Consider the following 16,722-nt stretch of genomic DNA (forward strand, 5'->3'; position numbering starts at 1 on the left):
CAGCATGGCGCAGCAGTATCAACCGGGGCAACGCTGGATCAGTGACAGCGAAGCAGAGCTTGGTTTAGGCACCGTTCTGGCACAGGACGGCCGCTTGTTGACCGTGCTTTACCCGGCCACTGGCGAAACCCGCCAGTACGCGCTACGGAATGCGCCCCTCACCCGCGTGCGGTTTTCGCCCGGTGACAGCATTACCCACTTCGAAGGCTGGAAGATGACCGTCCAGCAAGTCGACGACGTCGATGGCCTGATGGTCTATCACGGCCTCAACGCGCAGAACGAAGCCGTCACCCTGCCGGAAACCCAGCTGTCGAACTTCATTCAGTTCCGTCTGGCCAGCGACCGTCTGTTCGCCGGGCAGATCGACCCGCTGGCGTGGTTCTCGCTGCGCTACAACACCCTCGAACACACCAGCCGCCAGTTGCAATCCTCGCTCTGGGGCCTGGGCGGCGTGCGTGCGCAACCGATCGCGCACCAGTTGCACATCGCCCGTGAAGTCGCCGACCGCATCGCGCCGCGCGTATTGCTGGCGGACGAAGTGGGCCTGGGTAAAACCATCGAAGCCGGTCTGGTGATCCATCGCCAACTGCTCTCGGGCCGTGCCAATCGCGTGCTGATCCTGGTGCCGGAAAACCTTCAGCACCAGTGGCTGGTGGAGATGCGCCGCCGCTTCAACCTGCAAGTTGCGCTGTTCGACGAAGAGCGCTTCATCGAAAGCGATGCCGCCAACCCGTTCGAAGACACCCAACTGGCGCTGGTTGCGCTGGAGTGGCTGGTCGAAGACGAGAAAGCCCAGGACGCACTGTTCGCCGCCGGTTGGGACTTAATGGTGGTCGACGAAGCGCACCACCTGGTCTGGCACGAAGAAAAGGCCAGCTCCGAGTATTCGCTGGTCGAGCAACTGGCCGAAGTGATTCCCGGCGTGTTGCTGCTCACCGCGACCCCGGAACAACTGGGTCAGGACAGCCATTTCGCCCGTCTGCGCCTGCTTGATCCAAACCGTTTCCATGACCTGGCCGCTTTCCGCGCCGAGAGCGAAAACTATCGCCCGGTGGCCGAAGCCGTTCAGGAGCTGCTGGACAAAGGGCGCCTGTCGCCTGAAGCACACAAGACCATCCACGGTTTCCTCGGCAACGAAGGCGAAGCCCTGCTGACCGCGGTCAACGATGGCGACACCGAAGCCAGCGCCCGTCTCGTGCGTGAACTGCTCGACCGCCACGGCACCGGCCGCGTGCTGTTCCGTAACACCCGCGCCGCCGTGCAGGGTTTCCCGCAGCGCAATCTGCACCCGTACCCGCTGCCGTGCCCGGACGAATACCTCGAACTGCCGCTGGGCGACCACGCCGAGCTGTATCCGGAAGTCAGTTTCCAGGCGCAGCCGGACGCGAGCGAAGAAGAGCGCTGGTGGAAATTCGACCCACGCGTCGAGTGGCTGATCGATCAGCTGAAAATGCTCAAGCGCACCAAAGTGCTGGTGATCTGCGCCCACGCCGAAACCGCGATGGACCTGGAAGACGCACTGCGCGTGCGTTCCGGCATCCCGGCCACGGTGTTCCATGAAGGCATGAACATCCTCGAGCGTGACCGCGCTGCCGCCTACTTCGCCGACGAAGAATTTGGCGCGCAGGTACTGATCTGCTCGGAAATCGGCAGTGAAGGTCGCAACTTCCAGTTCGCTCACCATTTGGTGCTGTTCGATCTGCCGGCACACCCGGACTTGCTGGAACAGCGTATCGGTCGTCTCGACCGGATCGGTCAGAAGCACATCATCGAACTGCACGTGCCGTACCTGGAAACCAGCCCGCAAGAGCGCCTGTTCCAGTGGTATCACGAAGCGCTGAATGCGTTCCTCAACACGTGCCCGACCGGCAATGCCTTGCAGCATCAGTTCGGCCCGCGCCTGCTGCCGCTGCTCGAAGAAGCCGACGACAGCGAGTGGCAAGCACTGATCGACGAGGCGCGCACCGAGCGCGAACGTCTGGAGCAGGAGCTGCACACCGGTCGTGACCGTCTGCTGGAACTCAACTCTGGCGGTTCGGGCGAAGGCGATCAGTTGGTCGAGGACATCCTTGAGCAAGACGATCAGTTCGCCCTGCCGATCTACATGGAAACACTGTTCGATGCGTTTGGTATCGACAGCGAAGACCATTCGGAAAACGCCCTGATCCTCAAGCCGAGCGAGAAGATGCTCGACGCCAGCTTCCCGCTGGGCGACGACGAAGGCGTGACCATCACCTACGATCGCAACCAGGCGCTGTCGCGCGAAGACATGCAGTTCATCACCTGGGAACACCCGATGGTGCAGGGCGGCATGGATCTGGTGTTGTCCGGTTCGATGGGCAACACCGCCGTCGCGCTGATCAAGAACAAGGCGCTGAAACCGGGCACCGTGTTGCTGGAACTGCTCTACGTCAGCGAAGTGGTTGCCCCGCGTTCGCTGCAACTGGGCCGTTACCTGCCGCCGGCCGCCCTGCGCTGCCTGCTGGATGCCAACGGCAACGACTTGTCGTCACGCGTCTCGTTCGAGACGCTGAACGATCAGCTCGAAAGCGTGCCACGGGCCAGCGCCAACAAGTTCATCCAGGCCCAGCGCGATCAGCTGACGCCGCGGATCAACGCCGGTGAAGAGAAGATCACTCCGCGTCACGCCGAGCGCGTGGCCGAGGCGCGTCGCCGTCTGGCGGCCGACATCGACGAAGAACTGGCGCGCCTGACCGCGCTGCAGGCGGTCAACCCGACCGTCCGTGACAGCGAACTGGTTGCGTTGCGCGAGCAGCGTGAGCAGGGCCTGGCGATGCTGGATAAGGCGGCGTTGCGCCTGGAAGCGATCCGGGTGTTGGTGGCGGGTTAAACCGCCCTCCTTCACCGGTGAAAAACAAAAAGGCCCGCAGCGATGCGGGCCTTTTTTTATCTCAGAAGCAAAGCAAAAGATCGCAGCCTTCGGCAGCTCCTACATTGGAATGTGCGCACCCTGTAGGAGCTGCCGAAGGCTGCGATCTTTTGATCTTAAGCCGTTGCCGCTACAACCTCTGGCTCAACCACAGCCACCAACCCCTCCTTCATCCGCTGCGCATCGCGCACAAAACACCGCGCCGCCAAAAACAGAAACACCATGGTCAGCAACAGCGCCACCGGAATCAGGTACATCGCGTCATGCAACCCGACAGCCTTGAACGCTTCGGTCATCTGCTGCGCTCCGGCCGCCAGCATCGCCGTATGCGCGAAATGATCCGACAACGCACCCACCACCACTGGCCCCAAGCCCCCGCCCAGCAAATACAGCCCGGCAAAGAACAACGCCATCGCCGTGGCCCGCAGGCGCGGTTCGACCACGTCCTGAATCGCCGTGTACACGCAGGTGTAGAAGTTGTACGCAAACAGCCAACCCAGGCTGAACACCGCAACAAACAGACCAATCTCGATCCGCCCGGCATGCAGTGCCCAAGCCGTGCACACAGTCGAGATAATCAGGCTGAATGCGGCAAACAACAGACGACCGTTAGCCACCCGCTGATGAATCTTGTCGGCAATCCAGCCGCCGAGGGTCAGGCCGACCAGGCCAGTCACACCAACGATCACACCGGTCGCCACCGCCGCTTCCTGCAACGGCATCAGGAAATAACGCTGCAGCATCGGCACCAGAAACGAGTTGCAGGCATAAGTGGCAAAGTTGAAGCAAAGCCCCGCCATCACCAGCCACAGGAAAGTCGGCACAGCGAGGATCCGGCGTATCGGCTTGTCGACTTTCTCCTGCGACACCTGCACGCTTTCCGCCGCGCCGCGCTTAGGCTCCTTGATGAAAAACATGAATACCGCCAGCAGCAAGCCCGGCACGGCGGCGATAAAAAATGGCGCGCGCCAGCTGTCGAACGCCTTGACCATCCAGCCGATGGTGAAGAATGCCAGCAACAATCCCAGCGGCAGCCCCAGCATGAAAATGCCCATGGCCCGTGCCCGACGATGGGCCGGGAACAGATCGCCGATCAGCGAGTTGGCGGCCGGCGCATAGCTGGCTTCACCAATGCCGATGCCCATGCGCACGATCAGGAAACTCCAGAAACTGCCGACCAACCCGTTGACGGCGGTCAACGCACTCCACGTCGCCAGCCCCCAACCCATCAGCTTGCTGCGTGAACCCGTGTCAGCCATGCGCCCAAGCGGCAACCCGGCAATCGCGTAGACAATGGTGAACGCCGTACCGACGATGCCCAGCTGAAAGTCGCTGAGGTGCCATTCCATGCGGATCGGCTCGATGATGATCGCCGGGATGGTGCGGTCGAAGAAGTTGAACAGGTTGGCAAGGAACAGCAGGAACAGAATGCGCCAGGCATTCGCCGCTTGGGTCGAGTTCTGCATGGGTCCGTCTCTTTATTGTTATGGGGCTTCACTGCCAACGCATCCGAGCCCGGAACCTGCAATCTAGTCAGCGCGGTGGCGGCTGTCTGTGATCATTCGTCTGCTTGATATAGGGCAATGTCACTGTAACGAAACGTAAGCCCTTGATAAGTCTGAAATCCCCGTGAATCCGGGGCTTTTGCGGCAAAACCTTGCCACAAAAAAATAGTTTCAAGCCCCCCTTCCCATTGCCGTTGCGAAGCCTAGAATGGCCGCCGGATCCGTCCGGATCTCCCGATCAATCCCTTTGATACCCTCCCCAATGTCCGAAGTCAGTCCGTGTCTGAATTGCGGTGCCTGCTGTTCCCATTTTCGCGTGTCTTTTTTCTGGGGTGAATGTGCTTCGTCCGGGGGCACAGTGCCCGATGAGCTGGTGACCCAAATCTCTCCCAGCCGGGTGGCGATGAACGGCACCGACTGCAAATCGCCGCGATGCACCGCATTGGAGGGTGACGTTGGCAGCACCGTCAGCTGTTCGATTTATGACAAACGCTCCAGCGCCTGCCGTGAATTCGAGTCGTCTTGGGAAAATGGCGAGCAAAATGTCGATTGCGACAAGGCACGCGCCCGTTTCGGGCTGCCCCCCTTGCAACCGGACTGGGCCGAAATTCCGTTTGAGAAGAGCGCCTGACCCTTAGCGCCAATCGCTATGACGCTAATGCCGAAATCATTAGCGCCAATGTGCCACTATCGCTTGCTCTCCGAAAACCGCCTCTATACTTCTGTCTTCAGCCAGCGTTAACCGCGCGGTAAGGACTTCAGAGACGGGGCGTGCTATGGAGTGGCTTGGTTTGCAGTTTGTTACCGAGCTGCCAGAGAGCGGGCAGGTCATTCTTGATTGCACACACAACCCCTTGCTGGTGCTGGTGGCCTATCTGGTTGCCTGCGCAGCGAGTTTTGCCACCCTCGATATGGCCGAGCGGGTTGCCCACGCCGACGACCCGAGTTCACAGCGATTGTGGCGCTGGATAGGCGCTACCTGCCTGGCCGGCGGCATCTGGGCCATGCATTTCATCGGCATGCTTGCCTTTCAGGCGCCGATTGAAATCCAGTACGACCTGCCGATCACCCTGTTTTCCCTGTTGATCGCCCTGCTCGCCTCGTGGCTGGCGATGTACACGCTGAGCCACGCGCAGCCAAGTCTGATGCTCTACCTGAAAACCGCACTGCTCATCGGCCTCGGTATCGCCGGCATGCATTACGTCGGTATGGCCGCCATGCAATCGCGCGCCACTGCGTACTACGAACCGTCCCTGTTTGCGCTGTCGATTGCGATCGCCATCGGTGCCAGTTTCGCCGCGCTGTGGGTAGCCGGTTACCTGCGCGAAGGCAGTGGCATGGCTCATCAACTGCTCAAATACAGCGCGGCGCTGATTCTCGGCGCAGGCATTTTCAGTATGCATTTCACCGGGATGGCGGCACTGCAACTGGTGTTGCCCGAGGGCAGCCTGCCCGCGACGCCGGTCGATACCAGCCAGCTGCAACTGGGCCTGACGGTCGCGCTGATCATCCTGCTGATTCTGAGCAGCGCGATCAGCGCGGCGCTGTCCGACAAGAAACTGCAGAACAAGGAAAACGACCTGCGCCGCGTCAACGCCCTGCTCAGCCAACTTGATCAGGCGCGCATGGCGCTGCAACAAGTGGCCAACTACGACGCCCTGACCAACCTGATCAACCGCCGCGGCTTCAATCAGATCTTTGCCGAGAAGCTCAGCCAGAAAACCACCGAAGGCGGCATGCTCGCGGTGATGTTTCTCGACATCGACCACTTCAAACGCATCAATGACAGTCTCGGCCACGACGCCGGCGATGCCCTGCTCAAGGTCATCGCCAGTCACATCAAAGGTTCGGTGCGCAGCCACGAAGACGTGGTCGCACGTTTCGGCGGTGACGAGTTCTGCATCCTGATCAGCCTGCGCGACCGCGAAGAGGCGCGCAACATGGCCCAGCGCATCATGACCAAGATGAAGGAGCCCATAGAACTGGCCGGACGCCGCATGGTGATGACCACCAGCATCGGCATCAGTCTGTTTCCTGAAGATGGCAGCACCTGCGAAGAACTGCTCAAGCACGCCGATCTGGCGCTGTATCAATCCAAGGGCGCCGGGCGCAATGGCCTGCACTTTTTCAGTTCCAGCCTGAAAAACCGCGCGACCCTCGAATTGCAACTCGAAGAAGAACTGCGCCACGCACTGCGCGAAGAAAACGGCCTGATGCTGTACTACCAGCCGATCTTCGAACTGAAAACCGGTCGGGTGACCAAGCTTGAAGCGCTGATCCGCTGGCAGCATCCGACTCGTGGTCTGCTGACGCCTGACGCTTTTATCAGCATCGCGGAAAGCAACGGCCTGATTGCCGAACTGGACAACTGGGTGCTGCGCCGGGCCTGCAAGGACCTGGGCGAGCTGTCGAAACATGGTTGCGAAGAGTTGAAAATCGCCTGGAACTGCTCGCCGTTGAATCTGGCTCGCGAAGAACTGGCCGACGAAATCGAACATGCGCTGCGCACCGCTGGCGTCGCTCCGGAACGGCTGGAACTGGAAGTCACCGAAAACGCCTTGATGGGCAATATCGCCAATACCCTAGTGTTGTTACGGCAGATCCGCGCCCTCGGCGTGTCGTTGTCGATCGATGACTTCGGCACCGGCTACTCGTCACTGGCTTACCTCAAGCGCTTGCCACTCAACACGCTGAAGATTGACCGTTCGTTCATCCTCGACATTCCCACCGCGACGGCAGACATGGAGATCGTCCAGGCGATCATCGTCATGGCCCACACTCTGCACTTGCAGGTGGTCACCGAAGGCGTCGAAAGCCTGGAGCAGTACGAATTCCTCGAACGCTCGGGCTGCGATTTCATTCAGGGTTACCTGCTTAGCCGCCCGGTGCCGCTGGACGAGCTGCGCCCGGTGCTGGAAGAAATCAATCAGCGCAAACATTCACTTACGGTCAATCCGTTGATTCTGGCGCGCGGTACATTTGCACCAGTGTCGCTGGATCCTTCGCCAAAAAACCCTGCGCCCCATGCAGGCGCATCAGTTGTGCGGCCAATCCGCTGATCGGTGTGGCCGAACCTTGCTCGCGGGAGAATTTCACGGCGGTGTCGAGATCCTTGAGCAGCGTGCGCACGTGCCACTTCACCGGTTCGAAACGACTCTCGGCCATTTGCGGGGCGAGGATCTGCAACGGTTTCGAATCGGCAAAACCACCGGCCAACGCTTCTGCGATCAAGCTCGCATCGACCCCGGCCTGCTCGGCCAGTGCCACCACTTCGGCGATCACCAGTGCATTGCAGGCGACGATCATCTGATTGCAGGCCTTGGTCACTTGACCGGCCCCCACGCCGCCCATGTGCGTGACGCGCTGACCAAGATTGAGCAGCACCGAGCGTACGCGCTCAAGATCTGCCGCCTCACCACCGACCATGATCGCCAAACTGCCAGCCTCGGCACCAACCACCCCGCCCGACACCGGAGAGTCGAGCCAGGCCATGCCGGTTTGACTCAATAATTGCGCGGCCATCTCACGAGTGGCCGTGGGTTCGAGACTGGAAAAATCCACCAGCAACTGGCCACCCTTCGCGCCCTCGGCGACACCGGCCGGGCCAAATACCACCTCGCGCACCACGGCGGTATCCGCCAGGCACAGCATCACCACGTCGGCGTGTTCGCACAGCTCCGAAGGGCTGGCGACCAGTCGTGCCCCGGCCGCGACCAGTGGCGCGCACTTGGCCGGGTTGCGGTTCCACACCGCTAGCGGATAACCCGCCGCCAGCAGGCGTCGGCACATCGGCAGGCCCATCAGGCCGATTCCGGCAAATCCCAACGAAGGTAGCGATGACATCATTTAGCCTCCTTTTGATTAAAGATCGCCGAATAATGGCCGATTCATCAACGATCAGGAAAGGATTCCCCCGAGCGACAGTCAGGCCAAGTCCCTGACGCCCGGGCCAAATTCGCGCAAAAAAGACGCGAGATCTTATTCCGTGAGGTTCGCTGACATTCAGTCACCGGGCCAACCCAGTCCAGGTACATGGCGCACAATGACTTCTAAAAATAATCCCGCCACAGCGGTAGCCGATCTGACCCTGAGCCCGGCTGCCAACAGCCCGTCATCGTCCAAGCCATCGGTTCCCTCGCGCCCGCTGTCGACTCAGCAATACCTGTACTTCACCGAAACCAATACTGACCGCATCCTCGACAACCTCGACGGTTTGCGCGACATGGTGTTCCCGCGCCCGCCGCACCTGGAAGGCGACAACGAGCAGCACAGCGATCAGGAATTCCCGTCGGTGTGCCTGATCGGCCTCGGTCGCTGCGGCTCCAACATCGCCCTCGATGTGGCGGAGCTGGTGTACAACGCGCGCAAGTTCTACCTCAACGAATTCAACAACGAAGACCGTGCAGCCGACCGGCGTTCGGCCGATAAGGGCTACAGCCCGGCGCAGTGGATCAAGAACAACCTGCGACTCGGCACCAACAAAAGCAGCAAACCGGTATTCCTGGTGGAACCGCTGGTGATGCTCGGCGACCTCGACAAGGACATTGCCGGGCGCATCCGTTTCTCGCGCAAGGGCGAGAAAAGCGGCTTCCTGCGCGACTACAGCAAAATGAAGATCATGGACTTGTCCGAAGTCCACGCCGGTGGCGCCGGTAACGCGCCGATCCTCGGCCAATACCTGGCGAAGATCATCCTCAACAAGGACACCCAGCGCTTCTCCAGTCCTGACTGGAAAATGATCCACTCGTACCTGATCGACAGCTGCGGCATCAAGGCCAACCAGTCGCGCCTGTATTTCTCGATCTTCAGTGCCGGTGGCGGTACGGGTTCGGGCATGGCTTCGGAGTTTGGCCTGGCTCAGCAGCACTCGTACATGAACAAGACGTTCGACACCAAACCGATGGACGAGCACGACGGCAAAAGCGGTCATTCATTCGTGTTCGAGCCGATCTTCACCAGCGGCATCTGCGTGCTGCCGAACATTTCCGATCACCGCAGCGAAATGTCCGAGGCGCTGCACATCAACGCCGGTCGCCTGCTGTGCAAATACCTTTCGGAAGAATGGGATTTCTCCTACAACTTCGACAATGAAGACAGCAGCGAAGCCAGCGTCATGGGCCGTATTCGCCCATGGAACGCGATGATGCTGATCTCCAACGACATCATGCGTTACGCCGAAGAAAGCGATGACGGCAACATCCAGAACATAGATGTCAATGCCATGGAGAAGCACGCCAACCAATACATCTCGCAACAGATCTTCAACATTCTGACGGCGCAGGCCGTCACCACCGACTACGACCAGAACTACTTCCGTCGCGCCGGCATCGACATCGGCGAAACCATTCGCCTCGACGCCAACGACCTGTTCATGAGCCTGGCCGGCCCGGTGGCGATTGCCTACGCCGAATCGGTGGTGCCGGAAACCCCGCCACCGAGCAGCGACAAGTTCAAGGTGTTCGATAAAGAACCGCAGCGTCTGAACATCGACGACTTGTTCTTCCGTTCGATCGACCTGCCGCACTTCAACAAGGTCACTCAGGCCATCGAAGGCATCAGCCTGTTGCCGATCGAATCCAAGCGCTATCGCGCCTCGCTCGAGCAGTACAAGAATTCCGGCTACGACGCCGCTGCCCTGCACGACCTGCATTTCTTCAAGAACTGCTCGTCGGTGGTCTCGATCGTTTCGCTGCCCAAGGACTACAAGCTGTCGTACATGGATCTGAACCGGTTGAAGACGCACCTCAACAGCCTGTTCCCCAACACCACGCTCAAGCGCTACGCGCTGGTGATCGGCGCCTCGGCCAACCTGTCGCTGACCACGTTGATCGCCAAGAGCCCGTGCCTGTCGGACGACTTCCTGACCTTGATCGTCGCGTTCATCAAGCGCTGCTTCGCGAAGAACCCGTACCGTTTCGACGAGACGCTGGACAACTCGATCCTCGACTTCATCATCAATGAAGAATTCGACGAAAACCGCATCGACGAACTGCTCAACGAATTCGAAAACCCGGCGAAAATCCTCGACACCAACTGGTACGCGATCAAACCGATGTACGAGAAAAAGTACCGCGAACTGATCAACGATAAAGAGAAGTTTGTTTCGATCAACGACATTCGTCTGTCGCGTGATTGCGTGAAGAAGTCGATCAAATACCTGCGCGAGATCTACCGTCACCGGATTGGCAAGACCAAGGTTATTTCGCTGAATAACCATACCGGGAAGTCGTTTACGGTCTGACTCTGGACCGAGTCGCTCCAATCGCGAGCAGGCTCACTCCTACATTTGAAATGCGTACCCTGTAGGAGTGAGCCTGCTCGCGATGAGGCCTTCAAATTCACTGAAGGCTTCAGCCTTTCCAACATCCAGAAACAATTAAGCAGCCGTCAGGCTGCTCATTCAACTGTGCCCGTTACGTTTACGTCACCGTTATGCCACCCCTGCCTGTGGCGAATCTCTACGGCAACATGCCATCACGCTACTCGGCTACACACTTTCTTTGGCTGATGCCGCGCACCAACAAGGTGCAACCAATTATTCGCCCGCCCTTTCCTGGATCAAAATCCACGGACTGACCACCACGGCCCACAGCGCAGGATCACGCTCGAAAAGATCCAGCGCCCGCGATTCAGACAGCTTGGCGAGCTCGTCTTCGGCCAGCCAGGCGGCGACTTTCTCGCCTTCGTCAGAGGCCACGGCTTCGGCGGCGGCGATCAGATCCAGGCTCGGGTCGACCCACAATAGGGCACCCTTGGCGAAGAACGGCTCCAGCTCTTTCCAGGTAATAGATGCGGTTTCACCAAGCAGCTTGGCATAGAGGGTGCTAGGTTCTTGATTCATGGGAACTGTCCGGAAAAGAAATCGACGCGAATAATAACGTCGGTGGTCCGCCAGAAAAACCCGGTTGCAAAAAGCTGAACCGAACGAAAAGAGCAGGAAGGCCAAGGAATGCTGTTGATTGGGATATATGCCCTCGAACGCCCCGCCGCAATTCTGTCTTTTTCATTCAAAAATGCGACACCCTCAAGTTTTGTCCCTCGGCGCCTGCTTCCCAGGCCAACAACCGGCGCTCTACACTGTACCGGTACAGTTGCCGAGGGTATTTCCGGAGGGTATCGCAAAGATATCTGACCCGGTTCTGCTGCTACGGCGCCAGAACTCAAAAAAAAATTACAACAGTAAGAGTGGAGCACTATGACTAAGGCTACTAAGCAGATTTCCAAACTGTTTGCCGCTATGGTTCTGGCCGGGGTTGCCAGCCATTCGTTCGCAGCTGACACCATCAAGATCGGTATCGCCGGTCCTAAAACCGGTCCAGTAGCCCAATATGGCGACATGCAGTTCAGTGGCGCGAAAATGGCCATCGAACAGATCAACGCCAAGGGCGGCGTCGACGGCAAGCAACTTCAAGCTGTTGAATACGACGATGCCTGCGATCCAAAACAAGCGGTAGCGGTTGCGAACAAGGTCGTCAACGACGGCGTCAAGTTCGTGGTCGGTCACCTGTGCTCCAGCTCCACTCAACCGGCTTCGGACATCTACGAAGACGAAGGCGTGATCATGATCACCCCGGCTGCCACCAGCCCGGACATCACCGCCCGTGGTTACAAAATGATCTTCCGTACTATCGGTCTGGACAGCGCCCAGGGCCCTGCCGCCGGTAACTACATCGCCGACCACGTCAAACCGAAAATCGTCGGCGTGCTGCACGACAAGCAGCAGTACGGTGAAGGCATCGCCACTGCCGTCAAATCCACCCTTGAGAAGAAAGGCACCAAAGTTGCCGTGTTCGAAGGCGTCAACGCCGGCGACAAAGACTTCTCGGCCATCATTGCCAAACTCAAGCAAGCCAACGTCGATTTCGTTTACTACGGCGGCTACCACCCGGAGCTGGGTCTGATCCTGCGCCAGGCTCAGGAAAAAGGCCTGAAAGCCAAGTTCATGGGTCCGGAAGGCGTGGGTAACGACTCGATCACCCAGATCGCCAAAGACGCTGCCGAAGGCCTGCTGGTGACCCTGCCGAAATCCTTCGACCAGGACCCTGCCAACATCGCCCTGGCTGATGCATTCAAGGCGAAGAAAGAAGACCCGAGCGGCCCGTTCGTGTTCCCGTCCTACTCGGCCGTGACCCTGATCGCTGAAGGCATCAAGGCTGCCAAGTCCGAAGACCCGACCAAAGTGGCTGAAGCCATTCACGCCGGCACCTTCAAGACCCCGACTGGCGACCTGAGCTACGACGCCAAGGGCGACCTGAAGGACTTCAAATTCGTAGTTTACGAGTGGCACAACGGCAAACCTAAAACCGAGGTTTCGCCTCAGTAAGGCATTGCCAAACTGACTGCCAATAAAGCCCACGGCGTGCCGTGGGCTTTGTTTTACGAATGTATAGGGCCGCGCTGGCGTGATCCGCCAGTCTCCCCACCTGAAAATCTCAAAACCGTCATCAGCGGTTCGCTGGCAAAACCCGGATTCGAAGTGGATAAAGATCCACGGGGCCGGGCGGGAAAATGACTCCACCAGTGAAATGCGTATCAGGTTTTTAGGAGCGCTGTAATGCCTGACATCTATCACTTCTTCCAACAGCTGGTTAACGGCCTGAACGTTGGCAGCATGTATGCCCTGATCGCCATCGGCTACACGATGGTTTACGGCATCATTGGAATGATCAACTTCGCCCACGGCGAGGTGTACATGATTGGCTCCTACGTGGCGTTCATCGCCATCGCCGGGCTCACCATGATGGGACTCGACAGTGTCCCGCTGTTGATGACGGCGGCGTTCATCGCCAGCATCGTCGTGACCAGTTCCTACGGTTACAGCATCGAACGGATCGCCTACCGCCCTCTGCGCGGCAGCAACCGTCTGATCCCGCTGATTTCCGCCATCGGTATGTCGATCTTCCTGCAGAACACCGTTCTGCTGGCGCAAGACTCCAAGGACAAAGCTATCCCCAACCTGATTCCGGGCAACATTGTCTTCGGGCCAGGTGGCGCACAAGAAGTGCTGATTTCCTACATGCAGATCGTGGTGTTTGTAGTCACGTTGATCGCCATGCTCGGCCTGACACTGTTCATCTCTCGCTCTCGTCTGGGCCGCGCCTGCCGCGCCTGTGCCGAAGACATCAAGATGGCCAACCTGCTCGGCATCAACACCAACAACATCATCGCCCTGACCTTCGTCATTGGTGCTGCGCTGGCGGCCGTCGCGGCTGTGCTGCTGAGCATGCAATACGGGGTGATCAACCCGAACGCCGGTTTCCTCGTCGGCCTCAAAGCCTTCACCGCCGCGGTACTGGGCGGCATCGGCAGCATCCCCGGCGCCATGCTCGGCGGGTTGGTGCTTGGGGTGGCGGAAGCTTTCGGTGCCGATATCTTCGGCGACCAGTACAAGGACGTCGTGGCTTTCGGCTTGTTGGTTCTGGTGCTGTTGTTCCGTCCGACCGGCATTCTGGGCCGTCCGGAGGTTGAGAAAGTATGACTAGGAATCTTAAACAGGCACTGTTCAGTGCCTTGCTGGTGTGGGCCGTGGCCTACCCGGTACTCGGTCTGAAACTGACCATCGTCGGCATCAATCTGGAAGTGCACAACACCAGCACGGCTGTTCTGGCGACTATCGCCATCTGCTCGGTGCTGATGTTCCTGCGCGTGCTGTTCAACCAGCAGATCAGCAAGGCCTGGCGTTCCTCGCCGGGCATGCCGCTGATCCCGGCCAAGGCCAGCAACTTCCTGACCCTGCCGACCACCCAGCGCTATTTCATCATTGCGCTGATCCTGCTGGCGCTGGTGTGGCCGTTCTTCGGCTCCCGTGGCGCGGTGGACATTGCCACGCTGATCCTGATCTACGTGATGCTCGGCCTGGGCCTGAATATCGTCGTCGGTCTGGCCGGTCTGCTCGACCTTGGTTACGTCGGCTTCTACGCCGTCGGCGCCTACAGCTACGCGCTGCTGTCGCACTACTACGGCCTGAGCTTCTGGATCTGCCTGCCGATTGCCGGCCTGATGGCGGCGACGTTCGGTTTCCTGCTGGGCTTCCCGGTATTGCGTTTGCGCGGTGACTACCTGGCGATCGTGACCCTCGGCTTCGGCGAGATCATCCGTCTGTTCCTGCGTAACCTGACCGACATCACCGGTGGCCCGAACGGCATCAGCAACATCGACAAGCCAACGTTCTTCGGTCTGACCTTCGAACGCAAAGCCGCAGAAGGAATGCAAACCTTCCACGAGTATTTCGGCCTGCAGTACAACTCGATCAACAAGGTGATCTTCCTTTACCTCGTTGCCCTGTTGCTGGCGCTGGCGGCACTGTTCGTCATCAACCGCCTGCTGCGCATGCCGATCGGCCGTGCGTGGGAAGCGCTGCGTGAAGACGAAATCGCTTGCCGCGCGCTGGGTCTCAACCCGACCGTGATCAAGCTTTCCGCGTTCACCCTCGGTGCTGCATTCGCCGGTTTTGCCGGCAGTTTCTTCGCTGCGCGCCAAGGCCTGGTGACACCTGAGTCGTTCACCTTCATCGAGTCGGCGATCATTCTCGCCATCGTCGTGTTGGGTGGCATGGGCTCGCAGCTGGGCGTGATCCTCGCTGCCGTGGTGATGATCCTGTTGCCGGAAATGATGCGTGAGTTCAGCGAGTACCGCATGTTGATGTTCGGTGCCCTGATGGTGTTGATGATGATCTGGCGTCCACAAGGTCTGCTGCCGATGCAACGCCCACACATGGAGTTGCGAAAATGAGCCGCGAGATCCTTAAAGTCGAAAACCTGAGCATGCGCTTCGGCGGCTTGCTGGCGGTCAACGGCGTGGCCCTGACCGTGAAGGAAAAACAGGTGGTTGCATTGATCGGGCCCAACGGCGCGGGCAAGACCACCGTGTTCAACTGCCTGACCGGTTTCTACCAGCCATCGGGCGGCAGCATCCTGCTCGACGGCGAGCCGATCCAGGGCCTGCCGGGCCACAAGATCGCCCTCAAAGGCGTGGTGCGCACCTTCCAGAACGTACGGTTGTTCAAGGACATGACGGCGGTCGAGAACCTGTTGATCGCCCAGCACCGTCACCTGAACACCAACTTCCTGTCCGGCCTGTTCAAGACCCCGGCGTTCCGCAAAAGCGAGCGCGAGGCGATGGAATTTGCCGAGTACTGGCTGGATAAGGTCAACCTCAAGGAGTTCGCCAACCGTACCGCCGGCACCCTGGCGTACGGTCAGCAACGTCGTCTGGAAATCGCCCGTTGCATGATGACCCGTCCGCGGATCCTCATGCTCGACGAACCAGCCGCGGGCTTGAACCCGAAGGAAACCGAAGACCTCAAAGCGCTGATCAGCATGCTGCGTGAAGAGCACAACGTCACCGTGCTGCTGATCGAGCACGACATGAAACTGGTCATGAGCATTTCCGACCACATCGTTGTGATCAACCAGGGCACGCCTCTGGCCGACGGCACGCCGGAACAGATCCGCGACAATCCTGAAGTGATCAAAGCCTACCTGGGGGAAGCGTAAATGCTGCAGTTCGAAAACGTTTCCACCTTCTACGGCAAGATCCAGGCCCTGCACAGCGTCAACGTCGAAGTCCGTCAGGGCGAGATCGTGACCCTGATCGGCGCCAACGGTGCCGGCAAGTCCACGCTGCTGATGACGCTGTGCGGTTCGCCGCAAGCGCACAGCGGCAGCATCCGTTACATGGGTGAGGAACTGGTCGGCCAGGACTCGTCGCAGATCATGCGCAAGAGCATTGCCGTGGTCCCGGAAGGTCGTCGGGTGTTTGCCCGTCTGACCGTTGAAGAAAACCTCGCCATGGGCGGATTCTTCACCGACAAGGGCGACTATCAGGAACAGATGGACAAGGTTCTCGGACTTTTCCCACGCCTGAAAGAACGCTTTGCCCAACGCGGCGGCACCATGTCCGGTGGCGAACAGCAAATGCTCGCCATCGGCCGTGCGCTGATGAGCAAGCCGAAACTGCTGCTGCTCGACGAGCCGTCGCTGGGTCTGGCACCGATCATCATCCAGCAGATCTTCGACATCATCGAACAGCTGCGCAAGGACGGTGTAACGGTGTTCCTGGTCGAGCAGAACGCCAACCAGGCGCTGAAAATCGCCGACCGCGCGTACGTTCTGGAGAACGGCCGCGTGGTCATGCAAGGCACCGGTGAAGCCCTGCTGACCGACCCGAAAGTGCGCGAGGCGTACCTCGGCGGTTGATGGTTTCGCCCTATAAAAAAACGGCCTTCGGGCCGTTTTTTCATGCATGTCAAATTCCCCTGTAGGAGCTGCCGAAGGCTGCGATCTTTTGATCTGTTTTTTACAATCAAAAGATCGCAGCCTTCGGCAG

General features: G+C 59.3%; 12 protein-coding genes. 9 read left to right on the plus strand and 3 right to left on the minus strand.

Annotated features, from left to right (window positions below):
* Positions 1-4 precede the first annotated feature (4 nt).
* Entirely contained in the window at positions 5-2,851 is a 2,847-nt protein-coding gene (gene rapA, locus ICA15_RS05155) for an RNA polymerase-associated protein RapA (protein ID WP_210553807.1), read from the plus strand.
* Positions 2,852-3,006: 155 nt separating this feature from the next.
* On the opposite strand, the gene ICA15_RS05160 is transcribed toward rapA, so the two are convergent.
* Entirely contained in the window at positions 3,007-4,356 is a 1,350-nt protein-coding gene (locus ICA15_RS05160; RefSeq protein WP_210553808.1) for a spinster family MFS transporter, read from the minus strand.
* A gap of 301 nt (positions 4,357-4,657) precedes the next feature.
* Here ICA15_RS05160 and ICA15_RS05165 point away from each other — a divergent pair, with 301 nt between their 5' ends.
* Together ICA15_RS05165 and ICA15_RS05170 are read left to right on the plus strand one after the other, a co-directional pair.
* Positions 4,658-5,026, plus strand: coding sequence for a YkgJ family cysteine cluster protein (locus ICA15_RS05165; RefSeq protein ID WP_150604922.1), 369 nt, complete (start codon positions 4,658-4,660; stop codon positions 5,024-5,026).
* Positions 5,027-5,171: 145 nt separating this feature from the next.
* Positions 5,172-7,454 (plus strand): putative bifunctional diguanylate cyclase/phosphodiesterase, encoded by a 2,283-nt coding sequence (locus ICA15_RS05170; RefSeq protein ID WP_210553809.1) that lies wholly within the window; start codon positions 5,172-5,174, stop codon positions 7,452-7,454.
* Here ICA15_RS05170 and ICA15_RS05175 read toward each other — a convergent pair.
* Positions 7,345-8,241 carry an NAD(P)-dependent oxidoreductase gene (locus ICA15_RS05175; protein ID WP_191626499.1) on the minus strand — a complete coding sequence of 299 codons (897 nt, stop codon included), beginning with the start codon at positions 8,239-8,241 and terminating at the stop codon, positions 7,345-7,347. The genes ICA15_RS05170 and ICA15_RS05175 overlap by 110 nt on opposite strands.
* A 196-nt stretch (positions 8,242-8,437) precedes the next feature.
* Here ICA15_RS05175 and ICA15_RS05180 point away from each other — a divergent pair, with 196 nt between their 5' ends.
* Positions 8,438-10,636 (plus strand): hypothetical protein, encoded by a 2,199-nt coding sequence (locus ICA15_RS05180; protein WP_210553810.1) that lies wholly within the window; start codon positions 8,438-8,440, stop codon positions 10,634-10,636.
* A 294-nt stretch (positions 10,637-10,930) separates the two neighbouring features.
* Here ICA15_RS05180 and ICA15_RS05185 read toward each other — a convergent pair whose 3' ends face one another.
* The gene (locus ICA15_RS05185) at positions 10,931-11,236 is read right to left on the minus strand and encodes a DUF2288 domain-containing protein (RefSeq protein WP_210553811.1); all 306 of its coding nucleotides are present in this window, start codon (positions 11,234-11,236) and stop codon (positions 10,931-10,933) included.
* 354 nt (positions 11,237-11,590) lie between these two features.
* Between ICA15_RS05185 and ICA15_RS05190 the strand changes: the two genes are divergently transcribed.
* The 5 genes from ICA15_RS05190 (at position 11,591) to ICA15_RS05210 (ending at position 16,592) form a co-directional block, all read left to right on the plus strand.
* Positions 11,591-12,718 (plus strand): branched-chain amino acid ABC transporter substrate-binding protein, encoded by a 1,128-nt coding sequence (locus ICA15_RS05190; RefSeq protein ID WP_150604927.1) that lies wholly within the window; start codon positions 11,591-11,593, stop codon positions 12,716-12,718.
* A 231-nt stretch (positions 12,719-12,949) separates the two neighbouring features.
* Positions 12,950-13,873: a high-affinity branched-chain amino acid ABC transporter permease LivH gene (gene livH, locus ICA15_RS05195; protein WP_042557991.1), complete on the plus strand. Its 924-nt coding sequence runs from the start codon at positions 12,950-12,952 to the stop codon at positions 13,871-13,873.
* Entirely contained in the window at positions 13,870-15,126 is a 1,257-nt protein-coding gene (locus ICA15_RS05200) for a high-affinity branched-chain amino acid ABC transporter permease LivM (RefSeq protein WP_042557990.1), read from the plus strand. Before livH ends, ICA15_RS05200 begins: the two co-directional genes overlap by 4 nt.
* Positions 15,123-15,890 (plus strand): high-affinity branched-chain amino acid ABC transporter ATP-binding protein LivG, encoded by a 768-nt coding sequence (livG, locus tag ICA15_RS05205; protein ID WP_042557989.1) that lies wholly within the window; start codon positions 15,123-15,125, stop codon positions 15,888-15,890. Before ICA15_RS05200 ends, livG begins: the two co-directional genes overlap by 4 nt.
* Complete coding sequence (locus ICA15_RS05210) at positions 15,891-16,592, plus strand: ABC transporter ATP-binding protein (protein ID WP_019580929.1); 702 nt, start codon at positions 15,891-15,893, stop codon at positions 16,590-16,592.
* Positions 16,593-16,722 lie beyond the last annotated feature (130 nt).

The organism is Pseudomonas sp. P116, assembly GCF_020149425.1.
Classification (GTDB): domain Bacteria; phylum Pseudomonadota; class Gammaproteobacteria; order Pseudomonadales; family Pseudomonadaceae; genus Aquipseudomonas; species Aquipseudomonas anatoliensis.